The organism is Streptomyces sp. NPDC058326 (assembly GCF_042879855.1).
Taxonomy (GTDB): domain Bacteria; phylum Actinomycetota; class Actinomycetes; order Streptomycetales; family Streptomycetaceae; genus Streptomyces.
The window spans coordinates 1-22,046 of sequence record NZ_JBHVZO010000017.1 but is presented as its reverse complement, the minus strand read 5'-3'; the positions used below and the strand labels follow the sequence as shown (position 1 = coordinate 22,046).

Genomic DNA, 22,046 nt, shown 5'->3' with positions numbered 1-22,046 from the left:
GGCCCGAAAGCCCCTCCCCGCCCGTCCCCGTGACCCGGTCCGGGCACCAAGTGACCTGACCGCGCCGCAGAGTGAGAACCCCGACCGTTCAAAACGATGCAAAAACGGACGTACTTGAACGACTTCATGCCGTTTTGGCGTCGTTCAGTCCATTCGGCGCGCGCCGCCCAACAATCCGGTCTCGGCGTCGGTCGCCTGGGTCATCACGAACTGGCGGTCGCTCGGCGTGCACCAGAGGGTCACCCCGTCCGCGAGCGTGGACAGCGCCTCGTACTCGTGACGCGGCAGGCTCATGATGCGGCCGATCTGTGCGGCCTCGTCCGGGGACACCCGCTGCACACCGACGAGCGAGGACTTCTCAAGGAGCCGGGGCGCGACCGGGCTCAGATACGGCAGCAGGGTCACCACGGACTGCCAGGGCGCGGACACGACCCGGCCGCGCGGCGGCCGCATGCCGCAGTCGCGGACCACGACCACCGGGCTGCCGGCGGACGCGCCCTGCGGCGGCACCCGCCCCACGTCGTGCAGCGAGATGCACGGCTGGCCGCCTCCCGCCGCCTGCGCCAGCGCCGTCCAGGCCTGCGCGCGGCCGGTCTCGACGGCCACCCGGGCGCCCGTCGCGGCCGCCCGCAGCGCGAGGACCTGCGCGGTCCACAGGCCGCCGATGAGAGTGACGTCGTACGGGACGGGCCGGTTGATGCCGAGCACGGCGGGGCGGCTCTCGGCGTCGACGCCGATCACCATGCCGTCGTCGCCGACCGGCAGGGCCAGCGCGTCGAGCTGGTCGAGGGCGACGGAGTGCTTGTCGCGGCGCGGCCCGACGAGCCCGAAGCCGAACCGGGGCCGCGTGCCCCGACCCGTACCGCGAGCGTCCGTACCGCGCGCACCGCGGGAACCCGTACCCCCGGAACCCCGGGAGGCGGACCTGTGGGAGCCGCCCGGACCGCCGGAGCGGCCCGGTGCGCCGAAGGAGGCCGTCGACATCAGCGCGCACCTCCCAGCGGAAGCGTCGCGAGGATGCCGGGCACCTGTTCCCGGTCCAGTCGCACCAGTCCCGTCCTCACCCCGCGTGCCGCCCGTTCCAGTTCGTGGCGCGCGGCCACCAGTTCCTCGTCGCTGCGCCCGGTGATCCGCACATGTCCGGCCACCGTCACCTCCTGCCGGTCCCCGCCGCTCAGCGTCAGGCTGAACGTCGTCGCGAGCGCGGGCAGCGAGGTCAGCAGGGCCACCAGCTGCGGCATTGAGGCCCCCGCGCCGCCCTGGCCGCCCAGCTGGGGCCAGCGCCCCACCCAGTACGTCGTGTGCCGCCGGTCGTCCACCCGCCAGGTCCGCGCGGTCTCCTGCGTCCGCCGCCCCTGCGCCTGCCCACGGCCCGCCTGCGCTATCGCCATCGGGCTGGCGCAGGTCGAGGTGGCGAGCGCGGACGTGAGCTCCTGCTCCGTCAGCACGCTCGCCCGGAACCCGGCGCCCGCGAGCCGGCTCGCCAGCTGGTCCGCCGCCCGCACCACGCACTTCTGCGCCCCCGTCACGCCGCCGCCGCGTGCGGCGACCGCCTCCGGGCACAGCTCGGGGTCGAGCTTGAGCGCGATCCAGGTGATCCGTACGGCGGGCGATCCCGTCTGCGCCTGGAGCGGCCCGTAGTTGCGCGCGGCCATGGACTGCGCGGGCAGGTGCGGCGCGGGCGCCGGCTGGGTGTGCTGCACGATCTGCGCCGACTCCAGCCGGATGCCGTCCACGCTCAGCACGTCCCGGACGAGCCCGACGGGCAGCGGCCGCGCCGCGCGGTCCGGACGCAGGGCGGTGCCGTCCGACTCCACCCGCAGCACGGCGGTCAGGAAGGTACCGTCGCCGACCATGCCCACCGGGCGCCGGTCGCGGTCGCTGTACGCGTAGGTCCGCAGCGCCGGGTCGCACTCCACGACCGGCGCGAACCCCGGCTCGGTGCCCTCCGGCACCGTGAACGAGGCCGCCCGGCGGCTGCGGGCCCGAAGTGCGAGGAACGTGCCGAGCCACTCGGGCAGCGAGCGCCGGTGGCGGCGTACGACGGCCAGCAGGACGAGCACGACGGCGACCACGCCCGCGGGGACGAGGAGCACCGGCTCGACGACCCAGGCGACGACCAGCAGGGCCGCCGCCACCTCGATCAGTACGAGCTGTTGCAACTGGAACGAACCGAAGTGTCCCGGACGCGCCTGAAGTCTCGGCGAGACCGAGGAGGCGGGTCCCGGGGACGGGGGTTCGGAGGTACTGGCCGCGGCGGGCCGCGTCCGCGTCGCGGAAGCCATGATGGAGAATCCCCCTCAATTCGTCCCGATCACCCTGGCCTGCCAGGGCTTTGGCGGCCGGATCACCCTACCCGCCCCACGAACACCACGGGACAGCAGGCATAGTAGGGGGCCGGTCCGACGGCCGGGGCCCGGGTGCCACCTCCCCCGGCTCCCGCGCGAAGATCGCGCCTGACGAGAATGGGGACTCATGGCATCGCGGCGGGACGAGCTCAACGCGTACACCTTTGCGAAGAAGCGCACGGTGGCGGCATTCCTCCAACCCTCGCCCTCGGGCACGGAGGAGGGGGCACCGAAGCCGCTGCGCGCGATCGTCCCCGGTCTGATCGTCGCCGCGCTCGTCGTCGCCGGCTTCGGCGCCTGGGGCATGTTCAGCCCCCAGGCCCCCAAGGGCTGGGACACCCCCGGCACCCGGGTGATCGTCGGCAAGCAGTCGACGACCCGGTACGTGGTCCTGGAGACCGGCAAGGGCAAGGACAAGAAGACCCTGCTCCACCCCGTCCTCAACCTCGCCTCCGCGCGGCTCCTGCTCAACCCCGACGAGTTCCAGGTCGTCCAGGTCGCCGACAAGAAGCTCGACGAGGGCAAGCCGCCGCGCGGCCCGATCCTCGGCATCCCGTACGCCCCCGACCGGCTGCCCACCGCCGACGACGCGGGCAAGGCCAAGCGCTGGGCCGTGTGCGAGCAGCCCGGCGGCGGTACGGGCGCCAGCGTCCAGAAGGCGACCTTCCTCTTCGCCGAGCGGGACCTGAAGCGCACCGAGAACGGCAACCGGCTCAAGGCCGGGCAGATCCTGTACGTCAAGGGACAGAAGGGCTCCGCCCAGTTCCTCGTCGACCACACGGGCACCAAGTACCCGGTCAAGGCCGACTCCCCCGGACTGCTCACCGCCCTCGTCGGCCTCGGCAAGGAGCCGCAGGCGGTCACCGACGACTGGCTCGCCACCCTGAACACCGGCGACGAGGTCGACTTCCCGCGCCTCGACGGCGAGGTCGGCAAGCCGGCCGACATCCCCGGCAGCACCCTGAACGACACCGAGAGCCGGATCGGCATGGTCCTGCTCGCCCAGACCGGCTCCGGACCCCAGCACTACGTCGTCCTCGCCGGGAAGGTCCAGCCGGTCACCTCGTTCACCGCCTGGCTGATCATCAACTCCCGGCAGACCGGCGTCCTCGACATGGACGGCCAGGCCACCACCGTCGACGCCTCCTCGTTCGTCCCCGACCCCACCGTCTTCCACGACGGGGTCCGCTGGCCGAGCCTGAAGTCCACCCAGGTCAACGACGCCACCGGCGCGGGCGCCCGCGACACCGTGTGCAGCGTCCTCACCCACGTCGACGAGAAGGGCGGGACGACCCTCGCCACCTGGGCCGGCACCAAGTACCCCGCCGACATCACCGCGGGCGGCACCAGCACCTACGTCACCCCCGGCACCGGCCTGCTCTACACCCAGATCCAGGGCAAGCAGAAGACGCCCGACGGCTCGCTCTTCCTCGTCACCGACACCGGCCTGCGCTACGCCGTCCAGGCCAACGGCGACAGCGACTCCGCCCGCTCCGAGATCGGTGCGGGCGACAAGGAGCAGCAGACCGACGGGCGCCCGGAACCCAGCGAGGCGCAGAAGCGTCTCGGCTACGAGAAGGTCGTGCCGGCTCTCGTCCCGATCGCATGGTCGGAGTTCCTGTCGAAGGGCCCGCGGCTCGACACCAACAGCGCGCGTCAGCCGCAGGGTTCCTAGGGGGTGGCACCGGTGACGACGACGTACCGCGCGGCCGCGCTGCTCGCCGCGGGCACCCTGACCGCCCTCCTCGCGACGCCGGCGGCCGCCGCCGCGCCGCGCCAGACAGGGCCCGTCCTCAACGGCAGCGGCGAGTGCACCTTCCCGATGAAGAAGCAGATCGAGGGCATCCCCTGGCCGCTCCAGCGGGTCCTCCTCGACGAGCTGTGGCAGGACACCAAGGGCAAGGGCGTCCGGGTCGCCGTCATCGACACGGGCGTCGACGACGTCAACCCGCAGCTGCGGACCGCCGTCGACGCCAAGGCCGGCAAGGACTACCTCAAGCCCGACAAGAAGAACCCCGGCTTCGGTGACGAGAAGCGGGGCAAGACCGACGGCACCGTCGACGACGTCGGCCACGGCACCAAGGTCGCCGGCATCATCGCCGCCCGCCCCCGCGCCGGCACGGGCTTCGTCGGTCTCGCCCCCGAGGCGACGATCATCCCGATCCGGCAGAACGACGAGAAGAACAGCGGCAAGTCCGACACGATGGCGCTGGCGATCAACCACGCCGTCGCCAAGGGCGCCCACGTCATCAACATCTCGCAGGACACCACCCAGGCCCTCGACGCCGACTCACCCATGGCCAGGTCCGTGGCGGCCGCGCTCCGGAAGAACGTCGTCGTCGTCGCCTCCGCGGGCAACGACGGCATGGACGGCAAGCTCAAGATGACGTACCCGGCCGCCTTCCCCGGCGTCCTCGCCGTCGCCTCGTCCGACCGGAACAACGAGCGCGCCGCGTTCTCCCAGGCCGGCACCTTCGTGGGCGTCGCCGCCCCCGGCGTCGACATCGTCTCCACCGTCCCCGGCGGCGGCCAGTGCGTCGACAACGGCACCAGCTTCTCCGCCCCGTACGTCGCCGGCGTCGCCGCGCTGCTCCGCGCCGAGCACCCGGAGTGGACGGCGGCCCAGATCGTCGCCCGGATCGAGCAGACCGCCGTCCGCTCGATCAACGGGCGTGACAACTACGTCGGCTGGGGTGTGGTCGACCCGGTTGCTGCGCTCGCCGACACCCCGGGGACGCCGCCGTCCTCGCCCACGGCCGACCCGGCCCCGCCCAAGCCGCCGGCCCCCGAGCCGGCCCGTCTGGCGCTGTCGGAGACGCCCCAGGAGCGCTCGGAGCGGCTCGCCACCTACGCGTTGGGGATCGGTGTCGTCCTGGTGGCCGTGGTCGCCGGAACCGCCGTCGTGATCCGCGACAGCCGCCGTAGAAGGGAGGTCCGTTGACCCGCCGCCTGGTCAAGTATCCGGACCGTCCTTTGCAGTTGGAACTGCCGCCGTCAATGGCTAAAGTGACCGCTGGGCGCACGGCAGTGCGAGCCCAGCACGGGGGCGGCATCAGAAGATTCCCGTCCGCATCACAACCGGATGGCCCGACGGCCCAGCCGTCGACGCCACCGAAGGAAGAAGGGGCAAGATGTCGAAAGACCTGAACGTAACCAGTGCCGAACAAGTCAAGCTCGCCGGCCGGATCCAGGACTTCTCCGACGAGCTCCAGTCCCGCATCACCAACCTCAACGGCGTGGTGGACCGCGTCCAGGCGGGCTGGCAGGGCGCTGCGAGCAAGGAGTACGACCGGGTCCAGAACGACCTGAACCAGCGCCTGCGCAGCATGCGCCAGGAGCTCTCGAAGCTCGAAGAGATGATGCGCATGAGCGCCGACGGGTTCTCGCGCGAGGAGGAGGACCGTCTGCGGTCCTTCCGCACGATGGACGCCAGCGGCGGCGCCGGTGCCGGCGGCGGCAACCAGAGCGCCATCCTCGGCGTCTGAGCCACTCGACCAGTCCTCCGCGCCACTCTCACTCCAGGAGTCAACACCATGACCACTGCGGTCAATTACGACACCGTGACGCAGGCGGCGGCCGACACCCGCCTGACCTCCACCACCCTCACCCAGAAGCTGGACGACCTCATGGCCGAGGTCAACCGCGTCGCCAGCAACTGGGAGGGTGAGGCCAAGATCGCCTACCGCGAGACCCAGGACCGCCTGACCCGCGACATGGCCGGCATGAACCAGGACCTGGCGCGCATCGCCACGCTCCTCGACGAGTCGGTCGCCGGCTACCAGGACACCGACCGGGGCAACGCGGCCCGCTTCCGCATGTGACATCCCGCGGACGTACGTGAGGGGGTGGCCCGTCCCGACGGGCCACCCCCTCACGCGTACCGCCCGCTACCGCAGGTCGAACTCGCCGTCCCGGGCGCCGAGGACGAACGCGTCCCACTCGGCCTTCGTGTAACGCAGCACCGTCTCCTTGTCGAGGGACGAACGCATCGCCACCGCCCCCTCGGGGAGCCGCGCGATCTCCACCCGCTCCTCGTCCGGGCTCGTCCCCGGAGCGCCCTCCCACTCGACGCCGGAGATGTCCAGCGCGTACAGCTCGTCCTTCTGGCGCTGCTTCTCGGCGGCCAGGGCGGCGTCCGCGCTCTCGGTGCTGGTCTGGTGGGCGTCGGTCATCGGCGCGTTCCCTTCGCGGTCGTACGGTCCCTCCCACAGTAGTGGGAGGGACCGCGGCGATTCAGCCGGAAATCAGTGCTGTTCCGGCAGCCAGCCCAGCTGCACCAGCGGCGTGCCCCGCTTCCGCGACACGAACGTGCCCCGGCCCTGCGGCATGGGCCGCGCCCGGACGCTGCCGAGGATGTCGCCCTCCTGCGGGTCGCCGGAGAGGATCACGCCCTGCGCGCCCAGCTCCCGGATCCGCTGCATGAACGGCTCGTACATCGCCCGTGAGGCACCCGCCTGGCTGCGCGCCACGATGAACCGGATGCCGACGTCCCGCGCGAACGGCAGGTTCTCCACGAGGACCGCCAGCGGGTTCCCCGAGTTGGTGGCCACCAGCTCGAAGTCGTCGATGAGGACGAACAGTTGCGGACCCGACCACCAGCTGCGGTCCCGCAGCTGCTGCGGTGTGATGTCGGGCTTCGGCGCCCGCTTCGTCATCACCGTGTTGATGGCGTCCATGTGCATCTGCATGGCCGAGGCCATCGGCGCGTACTCCAGGAGGTGCGAGGGCGCCACCGCCTCCAGCATCGTCCGCCGGTAGTCGCCCACCACGATCCGCGCCTGCTCCGGCGTGTACCGCTCGCACAGCTGCTTCGCGATGAGCCGGAGCAGCGCCGTCTTGCCGGACTCGCTCTCGCCGAAGACCAGGAAGAACGGGTCCGTCTCGAAGTCGACGAACACCGGCTCCAGGTTCGTCTCGTCGATACCGATCGCGATGCCGTGCTGCGGGTACTCGAAGCCCTTCGGCAGCCGCTCCGCCGGCAGCTTGCGCGGCAGCAGCCGCACCGCCGGGGCCGGCGCGCCGGTCCAGCTCGCCCGTACCGCCTGGACGAACGCGGAGGTGCCCTCCGACAGGTCGGCGGAGGAGCTCGACCCGTCGATCCGCGGCAGCGCCCCCATGAAGTGCAGCTTCTCCGGCACCTGACCACGCCCCGGCACGCCGGCCGGCACGTTCGCCGCGACCTTCCGGTCGAACTCGGAGTCCATGACGTCACCGAGCCGCAGCTCGAGCCGGCCCAGCATCTGGTCCTTGAGCGCCGCCCGCACCTCCATGTAACGGGAGGCGGTGATCACCACGTGGATGCCGTAGCCCAGACCGCGCGCCGCGATGTCGGAGACGATCGCCTCCAGCATGTCGTAGTCGTTGCGGAAGCTGCCCCAGCCGTCCACGACGAGGAAGACGTCACCCCAGGCCTCGCCCGGCAGTTCGCCCGCGGCGCGCTTGCGCCGGTAGGTCGTCATCGAGTCGATGGAGTGCGAACGGAAGAACTCCTCCCGCCGGTTGAGCACGCCCATCACCTCGGCGACCGTCCGCCGCACCCGCTCCGGGTCGAGCCGGGACGCCACCCCGCCGACGTGCGGCAGATCGGCGAGCGAGACCATGCCGCCGCCACCGAAGTCCAGGCAGTAGAACTGCACCTCGGCCGGGGTGTGGGTGAGCGCGAAGGACGAGATCAGCGTCCGCAGGATCGTCGACTTCCCGGACTGGGGACCGCCGACGACCATCATGTGACCCGCCGCGCCGGAGAAGTCCCGGTACAGCACCTCGCGCCGCTGCTCGAACGGCTTGTCGATGAGGCCGAGCGGCACCGTGAGCCCGCCCTGACGCGTGTACTCCGTCGCCGTGAACCCCCGGTCCGCCGTCTGCGCGAGCCCCGGAAGCAGCTGGTCGAGCGACGGCGCCTGGTCGAGCGGCGGCAGCCACACCTGGTGCGCGGGCACCCCCTGGCCCTCGAGACGCCGCACGATCACGTCGAGCACGGTGTCCGCGAGCGCCTCGTCCTCCTCGGCGCGCTGGGCCGTGAGGTACGCCGGGTCCGGCGCCGCGTACACCACCGGCACCGGCGCCGCCGTGAACAGCGCGGGACGCCGCTCCACCGGCATCTGACCGATCTCCAGGCGCGGCCCGCCCGTCCGGTACGTCCCCGACACGTACGCCGCCTTGAAGCGGGTCATCTCGTCCGTACCGAACTTCAGATAGCCCGAACCCGGCACCGACGGCAGGTGGTACGCGTCCGGCACGCCGATCGCCGTCCGCGACTCCGCCGCGGAGAACGTCCGCAGACCGATCCGGTACGACAGATACGTGTCGAGACCGCGCAGCTTGCCCTCCTCCAGACGCTGCGAGGCCAGCAGCAGATGCACACCGAGGGAGCGGCCGATGCGGCCGATCTGGATGAACATGTCGATGAAGTCCGGCTTGGCGGTGAGGAGTTCGGAGAACTCGTCGATCACGAGGACCAGCGAGGCCAGCGGTTCCAGCGGGGCGCCGGCGGCCCGCGCCTTCTCGTAGTCGTGGATGTTGGCGTAGTTGCCCGCCGACCGCAGCAGTTCCTGGCGCCGCTGGAGCTCACCGCGGATCGCGTCACCCATGCGGTCGACCAGGGTCAGGTCGTCCGAGAGGTTGGTGATGACCGCCGCCACGTGCGGCATCTGCGACATGCCCGCGAAGGTCGCGCCGCCCTTGAAGTCCGCGAGGACGAAGTTCAGCGTCTCCGAGGAGTGCGTCACCGCGAGGCCGAGCACCAGCGTCCGCAGCAGCTCCGACTTTCCGGAACCCGTCGCGCCCACGCACAGACCGTGCGGACCCATGCCCTCCTGCGCGGCCTCCTTCAGGTCCAGCATGACCGGCTGGCCGTCCTCGCCGACACCGATCGGCACCCGGAGCCGCTCGGCCACCGACCGCGGCCGCCAGGTCCGCGCCACGTCCACCGAGGCCGCGTCGCCCAGGTTCAGCAGATCCGTGAAGTCCAGATTGGCGAGCAGCGGCTCGTCGTCGTCCCCGCCGCCCATCCGCAGCGGCGCCAGCTGCCGCGCCAGGGCCTCCGCCGCCGGCAGCGAGATGCCGTCCGGCAGCCCCTCGTACGCGAAACCGCCGCCGAACTCCAGGGACAGCCGGCCCGGCCGTACCACCACCGAGAGACCACCGCGCGGCTCGTCGAGCTCGCCCGAGACGACCTCCACGATCGTCACGCCCTGAAGACCCTCCGCCGCCGCGAGCAGCGAGTCGGGCGGCACCATCCCGCCGTCCAGGACGACCACCACGTGCGGCTGGTCGAGCACCGGCTGGTTGTCCCGGGAGAACCGGGGCCGCCCGTCCAGCTTGGAGCGGATCAGGTTCTCCAGCTCGCCGAGGTCGTCGCCGAACAGCCGCTTCGTACCGGCCCCGTCGACCTGCCCGGGCACCTGGGTGTGCGGCAGCCACTTCGCCCAGTCCCACCGTTCCTGCGAGGCCCGCGCCGCGACGACCGCGATCACCAGGTCCTCGGGGGAGTGCAGGGTCACCAGCTGCGCCACCAGGGCGCGCGCCGCCGCCTGCGCGGACTCCGCCTCGCCCGACACCGTCACGTGGTAGAAGGCGCGCATCGAGACCGCCATCGGCAGCCCGTCCAAGGTGCCGTGCACCGCGAGGAACTGCTGCATCGCCCCCGCGCACAGCGGCTCCAGCTCGTCCACCGGAGCGGTGTCCGGCGCCACCAGCGGCGTCGCCAGCTGCTGCGCCCCGAGCCCGATCCGCGCCTGCCCGAAGTCATGGTCGCCGACCCGGCGCTCCCACACCCGCGAGCCCTCGGCCACCACCGACCACAACTGCTCGGGGGAGGGGTGCAGATACAGCTGCGCGTCGCGCTGCTTGCGGGCCGTGCGCCGGACCGTACGACGGGTCTGCGCGAGGTATTTGAGGTAGTCGCGGCGGACATCGGCCATTTGCCCCTGCGTACCGCGACGGAATCTGACGAACTGGGCGACGGCCATCGCGATCGTCGACGCCAGCATCAGGGTGCCCATGATCCGCATGATCGGAGACGGCGTCATGAAGAAGAACACCACCGAGGAACCCATGCCGAGCATCGGCAGGAGCTGCATCAACGCCGACTCCTGTTGCCCCCGCGGCAGTTCCGGCGGAGACTCCAGGACCAGTTCCTCACCGGGCACTTCCGGCGGAAGCGACCTCGGCGGGCGTTTGACGACGATCTGGCTCACCGGCGCATCAATCCCTCGTTGGAGGCGGGTTCGTGGCGGGAGCATCCGCCCGGCACCCCTGTCGGCAGCCGGGCGCACGGACTTCCCCCATGGGACGGCGATCCTACTTGCAGCCCGTGGGGGGCGCCCCCGGTAGGGTGGCCCGCGCATCGTGCGCAACCGCGAATCAGGGGGTCCACACACGTGAGTACGACCGCAGCGACCGGCTTCTGCCGCGTCACCGTCGTGGCGCCGGACAGCCGCATCGACGTCGCGCTCCCCGAGGACATCGCCGTCGCCGACGTCTACCCGGAGATCCTGCGGCTCACCGGGCAGACCCAGGCCGCCGGCACCCCCACGGGCTATCACCTGGTCCGCCGGGACGGATCCGTCCTCGACGGCGCCCGCACCCTCGCCGCCCAGCAGGTCCTCGACGGCGAGGTGCTCTCCCTGCGCCCGTTCGCCCAGTCCCTGCCGCCGGCCGTCTACGACGACGTGTCCGACGCCGTCGCCTCCGCCGTCACCCGCGACCGGCACCTGTGGAGCGACGAGCTGCTGCGCGGCGCCGGACTCCTCGGCGGCGTGCTGCTGCTCGTCCTCATGGGCTTCGTCCTCTGGTTCGCCGACCCGGTCCGCCACGACATGCACAGCCTGCCCGGGATCATCGCGGGCGCCGCCGGCTTCCTCCTCACCGCCTTCGCCGGAGTACGCGCCCGCGTGTACGGCGACCGGGCGACCGCCGTCGCCCTCGGCCTCGGCGCGCTGCCGCTGCTGCTCATCGCGGGCTCCGGCATCGTCGGCCCCGACCCGGGCGAGGGCCCCGGCCGCCTGCAGTTCCTGCTCGGCTGCGTCACCGTCCTCGTCGCCTCGGTGGCCCTCGTCGCGCTCACCCCCAGCGGCGACGCGCCCTTCGTGGCCGCCACCTTCCTCGCGGGCGTCGGCACCCTCGCCACCTTCCTGGCGATCCTCACGGAGGCCACCGCCACCGAGACGGCAGCCGTCTGCGCGCCCGTCGCCATCGGCCTCGTCGCCTTCCTGCCCGGCCTCTCCGCCCGCTTCGCCCGGCTCCCCATTGGCTACGCGGCCCCGCGCAGCGCCGCCGACGACGAGTTCCTCGGCGACCCGCAGCAGCCGGCCGGCGAGGACGCGCAGCCCGTCGACGGCGAGCGCATCGCGCTCCAGGCCCGCCGCGGCCACGAGATGCTCCTCGGCCTGGTCGGCGGCTGCGCGGCCGTCGTCGTCGGCTCCGCCGCGGTCCTCGGCTTCGCCGGAAACGTCTGGGGCCAGCTCCTCGCCCTCGCCGCCGGCCTGGCGATGCTGCTGCGCGCCCGCCTCTTCCGCTACACCTCGCAGGTCGCCTGCGTCCTCGTCGCCGGCATCGCCGCCATCGCGCTGCTCGTCCTCGGCCTCTCCCTCAACCCGCCGGCCGACCTGGTCAAGGACCTCCTGATGTACGGGGACCGCGGCGGCCTCGACATCCGTACGATCTGGCTCACCGCGGCCGTCGCCGCGGGCGCCGCGCTGATCACCGCGATCGGCCTGATCATCCCGAGGAAGGGCCTCTCCCCGTTCTGGGGCCGTCTCCTCGACCTGGCCGAGGTCTTCGTCCTGCTCTCCCTCGTCCCGCTCTGCCTCGCCGTCCTCGACGTCTTCACCGCGGTCCGCTCGCTGACCAGCAAGTAGGTCCCTCTCGCAAAGGCACACCGGGGGCGCTCCGGCGAGCTGGTACGCTGTGTGACGGCCGTTTGTGTACGCGCTCCCGGAATGCCCCGACACGGTCGGAAGCCTCTGGGAGCTGCGCCCATCGGACCTTCGCCCGCCGAGTAACGGAAGCTTCCCCTGAGACCTAGACCAGGGGCACTCGCGGGCGCACGAACACCCAAGAGGAGATCAGCGTGGCACTCGACGCCGCTGTCAAGAAGCAGATCATGACCGAGTTCGGCACCAAGGAGGGCGACACCGGCTCCCCCGAGGTCCAGGTCGCCATGCTCTCCCGTCGTATCTCGGACCTGACCGAGCACCTCAAGCAGCACAAGCACGACCACCACTCCCGCCGTGGTCTGCTGATCCTGGTCGGCCAGCGCCGCCGCCTGCTGCAGTACCTGGCCAAGAAGGACATCCAGCGCTTCCGTACGCTGGTCGACCGCCTCGGCATCCGCCGCGGTGCGGCCGGCGGCGCCAAGTAAAGACGCCGTGAAGGGAGCGGTTCCCACTTTCAGGGGGCCGCTCCCTTTGCTGTACGTGCGCAAAGTGCGCATCGGCACTTAGGCTGGTCGCACAACCCCATAACGACGAGCGAGGAGCCGCCGGCTCGCCGCCGGTCCTCGGTAGTGGCCCCCGGAAACGAATCCCCGGGTGCTTCGATCGAAGACCGGCCAGCCCTGAAGCGAGCTTCTCCGCCCCCGTCGCACACCGTCCCCCGCCACACGGGCCCGGGACGCAAAGACGAACACGTAGGAGAAACCCATAGTGGAGAACGAGACCCACTACGCCGAGGCCGTCATCGACAACGGCACCTTCGGTACCCGCACCATCCGCTTCGAGACCGGCCGCCTCGCCAAGCAGGCCGCCGGCTCCGCCGTCGCCTACCTGGACGACGACACGATGGTCCTCTCGGCGACCACCGCCTCGAAGCGCCCCAAGGACCAGCTCGACTTCTTCCCCCTCACGGTGGACGTCGAGGAGCGGCAGTACGCGGCCGGCAAGATCCCCGGCTCCTTCTTCCGCCGGGAGGGCCGCCCCTCCGAGGACGCCGTCCTCACCTGCCGTCTGATCGACCGGCCGCTGCGCCCCTCCTTCAAGAAGGGCCTGCGCAACGAGATCCAGATCGTCGAGACGATCATGGCGCTCAACCCCGACCACCTGTACGACGTGGTCGCGATCAACGCCGCCTCCGCTTCCACGATCCTGGCGGGCCTGCCCTTCTCCGGCCCCATCGGTGCCACCCGTGTCGCCCTGATCAAGGGCCAGTGGGTCGCGTTCCCGACGCACACCGAGCTCGAGGACGCCGTCTTCGACATGGTCGTCGCCGGTCGCGTCCTCGAGGACGGCGACGTCGCGATCATGATGGTCGAGGCCGAGGCCACCGAGAAGACGATCGAGCTCGTCAAGGGCGGCGCCGAGGCGCCGACCGAGGAGCTCGTCGCCGCCGGTCTCGAGGCCGCGAAGCCCTTCATCAAGGTCCTCTGCAAGGCCCAGTCGGACCTCGCCGCCAAGGCCGCCAAGCCCACCGGCGAGTTCCCGGTCTTCCTCGACTACCAGGACGACGTCCTGGAGGCGCTCACCGCCGCCGTCAAGGGTGACCTCGCCAAGGCGCTCACCATCGCCGGCAAGCAGGAGCGCGAGACCGAGCTCGACCGCATCAAGGAGCTCGCCGCCGAGAAGCTCCTCCCGGCCTTCGAAGGCCGCGAGAAGGAGATCTCGGGCGCCTACCGCGCGCTGACCAAGAAGCTGGTCCGCGAGCGGATCATCAAGGACAAGGTCCGCATCGACGGCCGCGGGCTGACGGACATCCGTACGCTCGCCGCCGAGGTCGAGGCCATCCCGCGCGTGCACGGCTCGGCGCTGTTCGAGCGTGGCGAGACCCAGATCCTGGGCGTCACCACCCTCAACATGCTCCGCATGGAGCAGCAGCTGGACACCCTCTCCCCGGTGACCCGCAAGCGCTACATGCACAACTACAACTTCCCGCCGTACTCCGTCGGCGAGACCGGCCGCGTGGGCTCGCCCAAGCGCCGCGAGATCGGCCACGGCGCCCTCGCCGAGCGCGCCCTCGTGCCGGTCCTCCCGACCCGCGAGGAGTTCCCCTACGCGATCCGTCAGGTGTCCGAGGCCCTCGGCTCCAACGGCTCGACGTCGATGGGCTCGGTCTGCGCCTCCACCATGTCGCTGCTGAACGCCGGTGTGCCGCTGAAGGCCCCCGTCGCCGGCATCGCCATGGGCCTGATCTCCGAGGAGATCGACGGCAAGACGCACTACGTCGCCCTCACCGACATCCTCGGTGCGGAGGACGCGTTCGGCGACATGGACTTCAAGGTCGCCGGTACGAAGGAGTTCGTCACCGCCCTCCAGCTCGACACCAAGCTGGACGGCATCCCGGCGTCCGTCCTGGCCGCGGCCCTCAAGCAGGCCCGCGACGCCCGCCTCCACATCCTCGACGTGATGATGGAAGCGATCGACACGCCGGACGAGATGTCCCCGAACGCCCCGCGGATCATCACCGTCAAGATCCCCGTGGACAAGATCGGTGAGGTCATCGGCCCCAAGGGCAAGATGATCAACCAGATCCAGGAGGACACCGGCGCCGAGATCACGATCGAGGACGACGGCACCATCTACATCGGTGCCCAGGTCGGCTCGCAGGCCGAGGCCGCCCGCGCCACGATCAACGGCATCGCCAACCCGACCATGCCGGAGGTCGGCGAGCGCTACCTGGGTACGGTCGTCAAGACCACCACCTTCGGTGCCTTCGTCTCCCTGATGCCCGGCAAGGACGGTCTGCTGCACATCTCGCAGATCCGCAAGCTCGCCGGTGGCAAGCGCGTGGAGAACGTCGAGGACGTGCTGGCGATCGGCGCCAAGGTCCAGGTCGAGATCGCCGAGATCGACCAGCGCGGCAAGCTCTCGCTCGTTCCGGTCATGGCAGACGACGAGAACGCTGCCGGCGCCGCCGACGACAAGGGCGACACCGACCAGTGACGTCCCGTAGTCCCGTGACGACGGCCCGCCCCTCTTCGGAGGGGCGGGCCGTCGCCCGTACCCAAACGCTTCTCCCGGGCAAGGACGGCATCGGCACGGTCCGGCGCACGACCCTCCCCGGCGGCCTCCGGATCGTCACCGAGACGCTCCCCTCCGTGCGCTCCGCCACCTTCGGCATCTGGGCGCACGTCGGCTCCCGCGACGAGACCCCGGCGCTGGGCGGCGCCACCCACTACCTGGAGCACCTCCTCTTCAAGGGCACCCACAAGCGGTCCGCCCTCGACATCTCCGCCGCGATCGACGCGGTCGGCGGCGAGATGAACGCCTTCACGGCGAAGGAGTACACCTGCTACTACGCCCGGGTCCTCGACACCGACCTGCCGCTGGCGATCGACGTCGTCTGCGACATGCTCACGGGCTCGCTCATCCTCGAAGAGGACGTGGACGCCGAGCGCGGTGTCATCCTCGAAGAGATCGCGATGACCGAGGACGACCCCGGTGACGTCGTGCACGAGCTGTTCGCCCGGACGATGTTCGGCGACACCCCGCTCGGCCGCCCGGTCCTCGGCACCGTCGACACCGTCAACGGGCTCAGCCGCGGCCAGATCGCCCGCTTCTACAAGAAGCACTACGACCCGACGCACCTGGTCGTCGCCGCCGCGGGCAACGTCGACCACGCGACAGTGGTACGCCAGGTCCGCCGCGCCTTCGAGAAGGCCGGCGCCCTCAGCCGTACCGACGCCGTCCCCGTCGCCCCCCGCGAAGGCCGGCGCACCCTGCGCACGGCGGGCCGCGTCGAGCTGCTCAATCGCAAGACCGAGCAGGCCCATGTCGTCCTCGGCATGCCGGGCCTGGCCCGCACCGACGAGCGCCGCTGGGCCCTCGGCGTGCTGAACACCGCCCTCGGCGGCGGCATGTCCTCCCGCCTCTTCCAGGAGGTCCGCGAGAAGCGCGGCCTGGCCTACAGCGTGTACTCGTACACCTCGGGCTTCGCCGACTGCGGCCTCTTCGGCGTGTACGCGGGATGCCGGCCGAGTCAGGTCCACGACGTCCTCAAGATCTGCCGGGACGAGCTCGACAAGGTGGCGTCCGACGGCCTCACGGACGACGAGATCGCCCGCGCCGTCGGCCAGCTGTCCGGTTCGACCGTGCTCGGCCTCGAGGACACCGGCGCGCTGATGAACCGCATCGGCAAGAGCGAGCTGTGCTGGGGCACCCAGATGTCGGTCGACGACATGCTGGACCGGATCGCGGCCGTCACCCCGGACGAGGTCCGGGAAGTCGCCCGCGATGTACTGGAGCAGCGGCCCTCGCTCTCGGTGATCGGCCCGCTGAAGGACAAGCAGGCGGACCGCCTCCACCAAGCGGTCTCCTGACCCCGAGCCCCTAAGGAATTTCAGAGCAATGAGCAAGCTGCGCGTGGCGGTCCTCGGAGCACAGGGCCGTATCGGCTCCGAGGCCGTGAGGGCCGTCGAGGCCGCCGAGGACATGGAACTGGTCGCGGCCCTCGGCCGCGGGGACAAACTGGAGACGCTCACCGAGGCGGGTGCCCAGGTCGTCGTCGAACTGACCACCCCCGCGTCGGTCATGGAGAACCTCGACTTCTGCGTGCGCCACGGCGTCCACGCGGTCGTCGGCACCACCGGCTGGACCGAGGAGCGCCTCGCGCGGCTGAACTCCTGGCTCGCCGCCTCCCCGGAGACCGGCGTCCTCATCGCCCCGAACTTCTCCATCGGCGCGGTCCTCACCATGAGGTTCGCCCAGCTCGCGGCGCCGTACTTCGAGTCGGTCGAGGTCGTCGAGCTGCATCACCCGAACAAGGTGGACGCGCCCTCCGGCACCGCCACCCGGACGGCCCAGCTGATCGCCGCGGCCCGCGCGGAGGCCGGTCTCGGCGCCCAGCCGGACGCCACCGCCACCGCCCTGGACGGGGCGCGCGGCGCCGACGTCGACGGCGTCCCCGTCCACGCGGTACGGCTCCGGGGCCTCCTCGCCCATCAGGAGGTGCTGCTCGGAGGGGAGGGCGAGACCCTCACCGTCCGCCACGACTCCCTGCACCACTCCAGCTTCATGCCGGGCATCCTCCTGGGCGCCCGCCGCGTGACCGCCACTCCGGGCCTCACCTTCGGCCTGGAGCACTTCCTGGACCTGGGCTGACGGCCATGGGCGGAAAGATCACGTACGTCTTCCTGGCCACTGTGCTCGTGCTCGTCTTCGGAGTGGTGGCTATGGAGGGCGTCCTGCTGCTCCTCACGGGCGAGCCCGCCGCCATGGGCATGGGCGCGGTCGCGTTCCTGCTGCCCGGGGTCGGCGGCTGGTTCCTCTGGAAGAACACGCGCTTCGCGCGGCAGGCGGGCCGCCTCGCCACCGAACTGGAGGCGGAGGGCGGCCTGCCCGTCGACGAACTGAAGCGCACGGAGGGCGGCCGGATCGACCGGGACTCCGCCGATGAGGTCTTCGCCCGGCGCAAGGCCGAGACGGAGGACTCACCGGACGACTGGCGCTGCTGGTTCCGGCTCGCGGTCGCCTATCGCGACGCCCGCGACACCCCCAGGGCCCGCAAGGCGATGCAGCGGGCCATCGCCCTCCACGAGGGGCGTCCGGTCAGCGCCTGACGGCCGGGGCGACGCCGTACTCGGCGTTCCACGCCTCGACCGTGTCGGCCGCCCGGTCGAAGGCCTCGACACGGGAGAGGAAGTCGGCGTTGTGGTCGGTGAGCAGCACCAGCTGCTCACCACCCTGCCGGCCGAGCACCAGGGCCTGCCCCTGGACGGTACGGGGGAGCCCCAGCCAGCGCACCGGCTGCTGCACGGTCCGTACGGCGGTCACCTTCGTCCACGGCACGGTGACGGTCGAGAAGAAGGCCGCGCGGCGCACCCCGGCCCGGCTCACCCAGGTACCCACGCGGAGCATCCGGAGGGCGGCCAGGATGACGAGCACGGCGATGCCGAGGGTGGCGGCCCCTCCGTCGAAGCCTCCGGCCGCGGTGATGATGACCGCGGCGAGGAGCACGAAAGAGGCGAGCAGCAGCGCGAGCGCCGCCGCCCCGACCCGCCAGGACCCCGGCCGGTACGGACGGCGCCACTGGTCGTGGTCGTCGAACGGGAGGGCGATGTGGTCGGTCGTGTCAAAAGCACGGTCGGCCGTCATGAAGGGCAGGGGCACGACAGGTCCTCACTCACAGGCACGCTCGAAGGGGCAGTGCCCGGTGAGGCTACCTCAGCGGTTGTCGGAGGCCTCGGACTGCTGCTGACGAGCGGCCGAGTCCCCGGACTGCAGGGACGGCATACCGAAGATCAGCGATCCGACGAGGCCGGCGACGACCGTCAGTCCGATCAGGGTACGACCCACGATCTGGGAGGCGCCGAGGCGCTCCCGTGGCGGTGGAGTGACGTTACTGCGGAACTGGTCGGACTCGGACTCCGCGACGAACGCGAACGGTACGGCCTCATCCCGGCGGTACATCAGAGCCACTCTCCTCAGTCGTCGTCATGCTTCACGGGTAGAGACGACGGATCCGGCGTTTTGGTGCCCTTTTTCATCAAAGCAGCCGAATCTCATCCTCCAGGAGGATGGCGGGACTCATGCCGCCGATGGAGGCACTCCCCAGCAGGGACGGCTTTGTGGCCCCAAAGGGCACAGATGTCCGAACACTCGACGCGAAGTGTCCGTATTGCGACGTTTCACGAAGTTCATCTAGGCTGATCAAACGGACCCGGCGCTGCCTGAACCCCCGAGCAGGCAGCGCCGGGCTCCTTTCTCCTGTCCCCCTCAGGGACACCCGGTGCTGAGCAGCGAGTAGCGTGTTACCCATGGCTCCGATCTCCACTCCGCAGACCCCCTTCGGGCGGGTCCTCACCGCCATGGTCACGCCCCTCACGGCGGACGGCGCACTCGACCTCGACGGTGCCCAGCGACTCGCCACCCACCTGGTGGACGCAGGCAACGACGGCCTCGTCATCAACGGCACCACCGGTGAGTCCCCCACCACCAGCGACGCGGAGAAATCAGAGCTGGTGCGAGCGGTACTGGAGGCGGTCGGAGACCGCGCCCACATCGTGGCCGGCATCGGCACCAACGACACCCACCACTCGATCGAGCTCGCCCGCGCGGCCGAGCGTGACGGCGCCCACGGCCTCCTCGCCGTGACGCCGTACTACAACAAGCCCCCGCAGGAGGGCTTGTACCGGCACTTCTCGGCCATCGCCGACGCCACCGAGCTCCCGGTGATGCTCTACGACATCCCCGGCCGCAGCGGCGTTCCGATCGACACCGAGACGCTCGTCCGGCTCGCCGAGCACCCGCGCATCGTCGCCAACAAGGACGCCAAGGGCGACCTCGGCCGCGCGAGCTGGGCCATTGCCCGCTCCGGCCTCGCCTGGTACTCCGGCGACGACATGCTCAACCTGCCGCTGCTCTCCGTCGGCGCCTGCGGCTTCGTCTCCGTCGTGGGCCACGTCGTCACCCCGGAACTCCGCGCCCTCCTCGAAGCCCACCTGGGCGGCGAGGCCCAGAAGGCCACCGAGATCCACCAGCGACTCCTGCCGATCTACACCGGCATGTTCCGCACCCAGGGCGTCATGACCACCAAGGCCGCCCTCGCCCTCCAGGGCCTCCCGGCCGGCCCGCTGCGGCTGCCGCTCGTGGAGCTCTCCCCCCAGGAGACCGAGCAGCTCAAGGTCGACCTGGCCGCCGGCGGGGTAGAGCTCTGACAACGGACTTCACAACTGAACACTGACAACAGCAAGTGCACGAATGTCATGCCCGCCACGTGCCGAGAGGTACGTGGCGTGCGTGGTGAGGAGAGTCTTTTGAGTCATCCGCATCCTGAACTCGGCGCCCCGCCGAAGCTCCCGAAGGGCGCCCTGCGCGTCATCCCGCTCGGCGGGCTCGGCGAGATCGGCCGGAACATGACGGTCTTCGAATTCGACGGCCGTCTGCTCATCGTCGACTGCGGCGTCCTCTTCCCCGAAGAGGAGCAGCCCGGCGTCGACCTGATCCTGCCGGACTTCACCATCATCCGGGACCGTCTCGACGACATCGAAGGCATCGTGCTCACGCACGGCCACGAGGACCACATCGGTGCCGTCCCCTACCTGCTCCGGCTGAAGCCGGACATCCCGCTCATCGGCTCCAAGCTGACCCTCGCCCTGATCGAGGCGAAGCTCCAGGAGCACCGCATCCGCCCCTACACCCTTGAGGTGAAGGAGGGGGACCGGGAGGTCCTGGGTTCGTTCGACTGCGAGTTCATCGCGGTCAACCACTCCATCCCGGACGCGCTCGCGGTCGCCATCCGCACCCCCGCGGGCATGGCCGTCGCCACCGGCGACTTCAAGATGGACCAGCTCCCGCTGGACGGCCGCCTCACCGACCTCCACGCGTTCGCGCGTCTGAGCGAGGAAGGCATCGACCTCCTCCTCTCGGACTCCACGAACGCCGAGGTCCCGGGCTTCGTCCCGCCGGAGAGGGACATCTCCAACGTCCTGCGCACGGTCTTCGCGAACGCCCAGAGCCGGATCATCGTGGCCAGCTTCGCCAGCCACGTGCACCGCATCCAGCAGATCCTCGACGCCGCCCACGAGTACGGCCGCCGGGTCGCCTTCGTCGGCCGCTCGATGGTCCGCAACATGGGCATCGCCCGTGACCTGGGCTACCTCCGGGTCCCGGCCGGCCTCGTCGTGGACGTGAAGACCCTCGACGACCTGCCGGCCGACGAGGTCGTGCTGGTCTGCACGGGCTCGCAGGGCGAGCCGATGGCGGCCCTGTCCCGCATGGCCAACCGGGACCACCAGATCCGCATCGTCCCCGGCGACACGGTCATCCTGGCCTCGTCCCTCATCCCGGGCAACGAGAACGCGGTCTACCGCGTGATCAACGGCCTGACTCGCTGGGGAGCGAACGTCGTCCACAAGGGCAACGCGAAGGTCCACGTCTCGGGTCACGCCTCGGCCGGCGAGCTGCTGTACTTCTACAACATCTGCCGCCCGAAGAACCTCATGCCGGTCCACGGCGAGTGGCGCCACCTGCGCGCCAACGCCGAGCTCGGCGCCATGACGGGTATCCCCAAGGACCACATCGTCATCGCCGAGGACGGCGTCGTCGTCGACCTGGTCGACGGCCGCGCCCGGATCACCGGCAAGGTCCAGGCGGGTTACGTGTACGTCGACGGCCTCTCGGTCGGCGACGTCACCGAGACCTCCCTCAAGGACCGCCGCATCCTCGGCGAGGAGGGCATCATCTCGGTCTTCGTCGTGGTGGACTCCTCGACCGGCAAGATCGTGGGCGGCCCGCACGTCCACGCCCGGGGCTCCGGCATCGACGACTCCGCCTTCGACGCGGTGCTCCCGAAGATCGACCAGGCCCTGAACAAGTCGTTCCAGGACGGCGTCGTGGAACCCCACCAGCTCCAGCAGCTGATCCGCCGCAGCGTCGGCAAGTGGGTCTCCGACACCTACCGCCGCCGGCCGATGATCCTCCCGGTCGTCGTCGAGGTCTGACGGCCTGACCAGCGCACCACTGGAGCGGGGCCCCTCGATTTGCATCGGGGCGCCCCGCTCCAGTACGTTTACGGCTCCGCCAGATCGGGAACCACCGGCGCCTTCGTGTGCCTGAACGGTTCTTCGGGAGGCGGGAAATCCGACTCAGATCATCTGATAAAGTCGGAACCGCCGAAAGGCCCCCGGAGTGAAAACAAAAGGGACCGGAAAGCACCGAGGAAATCGGATCGAAAAGATCTGATAGAGTCGGAAACGCAAGACCGAAGGGAAGCCCGGAGGAAAGCCCGAGAGGGTGAGTACAAAGGAAGCGTCCGTTCCTTGAGAAC

General features: G+C 70.8%; 18 protein-coding genes. 12 read left to right on the top strand and 6 right to left on the bottom strand.

Translation table 11 applies throughout. The annotated features are described in order from the left end of the window. Positions 1-144: 144 nt before the first annotated feature. Both ACFVYX_RS26940 and eccE read right to left on the bottom strand, forming a co-directional pair. Positions 145-984 (bottom strand): hypothetical protein, encoded by an 840-nt coding sequence (locus ACFVYX_RS26940; protein WP_389684085.1) that lies wholly within the window; start codon positions 982-984, stop codon positions 145-147. Continuing rightward, positions 984-2,285 (bottom strand): type VII secretion protein EccE, encoded by a 1,302-nt coding sequence (gene eccE / locus ACFVYX_RS26935; protein WP_389684084.1) that lies wholly within the window; start codon positions 2,283-2,285, stop codon positions 984-986. The genes ACFVYX_RS26940 and eccE overlap by 1 nt, the downstream gene beginning before the upstream one ends. Before the next feature lie 190 nt (positions 2,286-2,475). Between eccE and eccB the strand changes: the two genes are divergently transcribed. From eccB to ACFVYX_RS26915, 4 genes are all read left to right on the top strand, one after another. Beyond that, positions 2,476-4,023 (top strand): type VII secretion protein EccB, encoded by a 1,548-nt coding sequence (gene eccB, locus ACFVYX_RS26930; RefSeq protein WP_389684083.1) that lies wholly within the window; start codon positions 2,476-2,478, stop codon positions 4,021-4,023. Between the two features lie 12 nt (positions 4,024-4,035). Beyond that, entirely contained in the window at positions 4,036-5,289 is a 1,254-nt protein-coding gene (mycP, locus tag ACFVYX_RS26925; protein ID WP_389684082.1) for a type VII secretion-associated serine protease mycosin, read from the top strand. Positions 5,290-5,479: 190 nt separating this feature from the next. Continuing rightward, on the top strand, positions 5,480-5,833 hold the full coding sequence (locus ACFVYX_RS26920) for a WXG100 family type VII secretion target (protein ID WP_351220700.1): 354 nt from the start codon (positions 5,480-5,482) through the stop codon (positions 5,831-5,833). 48 nt (positions 5,834-5,881) lie between these two features. Then, positions 5,882-6,169 (top strand): WXG100 family type VII secretion target, encoded by a 288-nt coding sequence (locus tag ACFVYX_RS26915; RefSeq protein ID WP_389684081.1) that lies wholly within the window; start codon positions 5,882-5,884, stop codon positions 6,167-6,169. 66 nt (positions 6,170-6,235) lie between these two features. Here ACFVYX_RS26915 and ACFVYX_RS26910 read toward each other — a convergent pair whose 3' ends face one another. Then, complete coding sequence (locus ACFVYX_RS26910; RefSeq protein ID WP_389684080.1) at positions 6,236-6,520, bottom strand: DUF397 domain-containing protein; 285 nt, start codon at positions 6,518-6,520, stop codon at positions 6,236-6,238. A gap of 72 nt (positions 6,521-6,592) precedes the next feature. After that, complete coding sequence (gene eccCa / locus ACFVYX_RS26905) at positions 6,593-10,546, bottom strand: type VII secretion protein EccCa (RefSeq protein ID WP_389684079.1); 3,954 nt, start codon at positions 10,544-10,546, stop codon at positions 6,593-6,595. A 183-nt stretch (positions 10,547-10,729) separates the two neighbouring features. Here eccCa and eccD point away from each other — a divergent pair, with 183 nt between their 5' ends. The 6 genes from eccD (at position 10,730) to ACFVYX_RS26875 (ending at position 17,838) form a co-directional block, all read left to right on the top strand. Next, positions 10,730-12,208: a type VII secretion integral membrane protein EccD gene (gene eccD / locus ACFVYX_RS26900; protein WP_389684078.1), complete on the top strand. Its 1,479-nt coding sequence runs from the start codon at positions 10,730-10,732 to the stop codon at positions 12,206-12,208. Positions 12,209-12,420: 212 nt separating this feature from the next. Beyond that, complete coding sequence (gene rpsO, locus ACFVYX_RS26895; RefSeq protein ID WP_030206644.1) at positions 12,421-12,711, top strand: 30S ribosomal protein S15; 291 nt, start codon at positions 12,421-12,423, stop codon at positions 12,709-12,711. Positions 12,712-12,994: 283 nt separating this feature from the next. Then, complete coding sequence (locus ACFVYX_RS26890) at positions 12,995-15,223, top strand: polyribonucleotide nucleotidyltransferase (protein ID WP_389684077.1); 2,229 nt, start codon at positions 12,995-12,997, stop codon at positions 15,221-15,223. Next, entirely contained in the window at positions 15,220-16,599 is a 1,380-nt protein-coding gene (locus ACFVYX_RS26885) for a M16 family metallopeptidase (RefSeq protein ID WP_389684076.1), read from the top strand. The genes ACFVYX_RS26890 and ACFVYX_RS26885 overlap by 4 nt, the downstream gene beginning before the upstream one ends. 28 nt (positions 16,600-16,627) lie before the next feature. Further along, complete coding sequence (gene dapB, locus ACFVYX_RS26880; protein ID WP_389684075.1) at positions 16,628-17,380, top strand: 4-hydroxy-tetrahydrodipicolinate reductase; 753 nt, start codon at positions 16,628-16,630, stop codon at positions 17,378-17,380. 5 nt (positions 17,381-17,385) lie between these two features. After that, positions 17,386-17,838: a hypothetical protein gene (locus tag ACFVYX_RS26875; RefSeq protein WP_389684074.1), complete on the top strand. Its 453-nt coding sequence runs from the start codon at positions 17,386-17,388 to the stop codon at positions 17,836-17,838. Here the strand turns inward: ACFVYX_RS26875 and ACFVYX_RS26870 are convergent. Further along, a complete protein-coding gene (locus tag ACFVYX_RS26870; RefSeq protein ID WP_389684072.1) occupies positions 17,828-18,388 on the bottom strand; it encodes a hypothetical protein in 561 nt (186 codons plus the stop codon). The two genes, ACFVYX_RS26875 and ACFVYX_RS26870, sit on opposite strands and share 11 nt — an antisense overlap. A 54-nt stretch (positions 18,389-18,442) precedes the next feature. Continuing rightward, a complete protein-coding gene (locus ACFVYX_RS26865) occupies positions 18,443-18,688 on the bottom strand; it encodes a hypothetical protein (protein ID WP_389684071.1) in 246 nt (81 codons plus the stop codon). 347 nt (positions 18,689-19,035) lie between these two features. Between ACFVYX_RS26865 and dapA the strand changes: the two genes are divergently transcribed. Then, positions 19,036-19,935 carry a 4-hydroxy-tetrahydrodipicolinate synthase gene (gene dapA, locus ACFVYX_RS26860; RefSeq protein ID WP_389684070.1) on the top strand — a complete coding sequence of 300 codons (900 nt, stop codon included), beginning with the start codon at positions 19,036-19,038 and terminating at the stop codon, positions 19,933-19,935. Between the two features lie 99 nt (positions 19,936-20,034). Then, the gene (locus ACFVYX_RS26855; RefSeq protein WP_389684069.1) at positions 20,035-21,720 is read left to right on the top strand and encodes a ribonuclease J; all 1,686 of its coding nucleotides are present in this window, start codon (positions 20,035-20,037) and stop codon (positions 21,718-21,720) included. Positions 21,721-22,046 lie beyond the last annotated feature (326 nt).

Coding starts and splice junctions, on each gene's coding strand:
- eccE (WP_389684084.1), bottom strand. CDS start 2,285: ATGGCTTCCGCGACGCGGACGCGGCCCGCCGCGGCCAGTACCTCCGAA.
- dapA (WP_389684070.1), top strand. CDS start 19,036: ATGGCTCCGATCTCCACTCCGCAGACCCCCTTCGGGCGGGTCCTCACC.
- ACFVYX_RS26875 (WP_389684074.1), top strand. CDS start 17,386: ATGGGCGGAAAGATCACGTACGTCTTCCTGGCCACTGTGCTCGTGCTC.
- ACFVYX_RS26865 (WP_389684071.1), bottom strand. CDS start 18,688: ATGTACCGCCGGGATGAGGCCGTACCGTTCGCGTTCGTCGCGGAGTCC.
- dapB (WP_389684075.1), top strand. CDS start 16,628: ATGAGCAAGCTGCGCGTGGCGGTCCTCGGAGCACAGGGCCGTATCGGC.
- eccB (WP_389684083.1), top strand. CDS start 2,476: ATGGCATCGCGGCGGGACGAGCTCAACGCGTACACCTTTGCGAAGAAG.
- ACFVYX_RS26910 (WP_389684080.1), bottom strand. CDS start 6,520: ATGACCGACGCCCACCAGACCAGCACCGAGAGCGCGGACGCCGCCCTG.
- ACFVYX_RS26915 (WP_389684081.1), top strand. CDS start 5,882: ATGACCACTGCGGTCAATTACGACACCGTGACGCAGGCGGCGGCCGAC.
- ACFVYX_RS26920 (WP_351220700.1), top strand. CDS start 5,480: ATGTCGAAAGACCTGAACGTAACCAGTGCCGAACAAGTCAAGCTCGCC.
- ACFVYX_RS26940 (WP_389684085.1), bottom strand. CDS start 984: ATGTCGACGGCCTCCTTCGGCGCACCGGGCCGCTCCGGCGGTCCGGGC.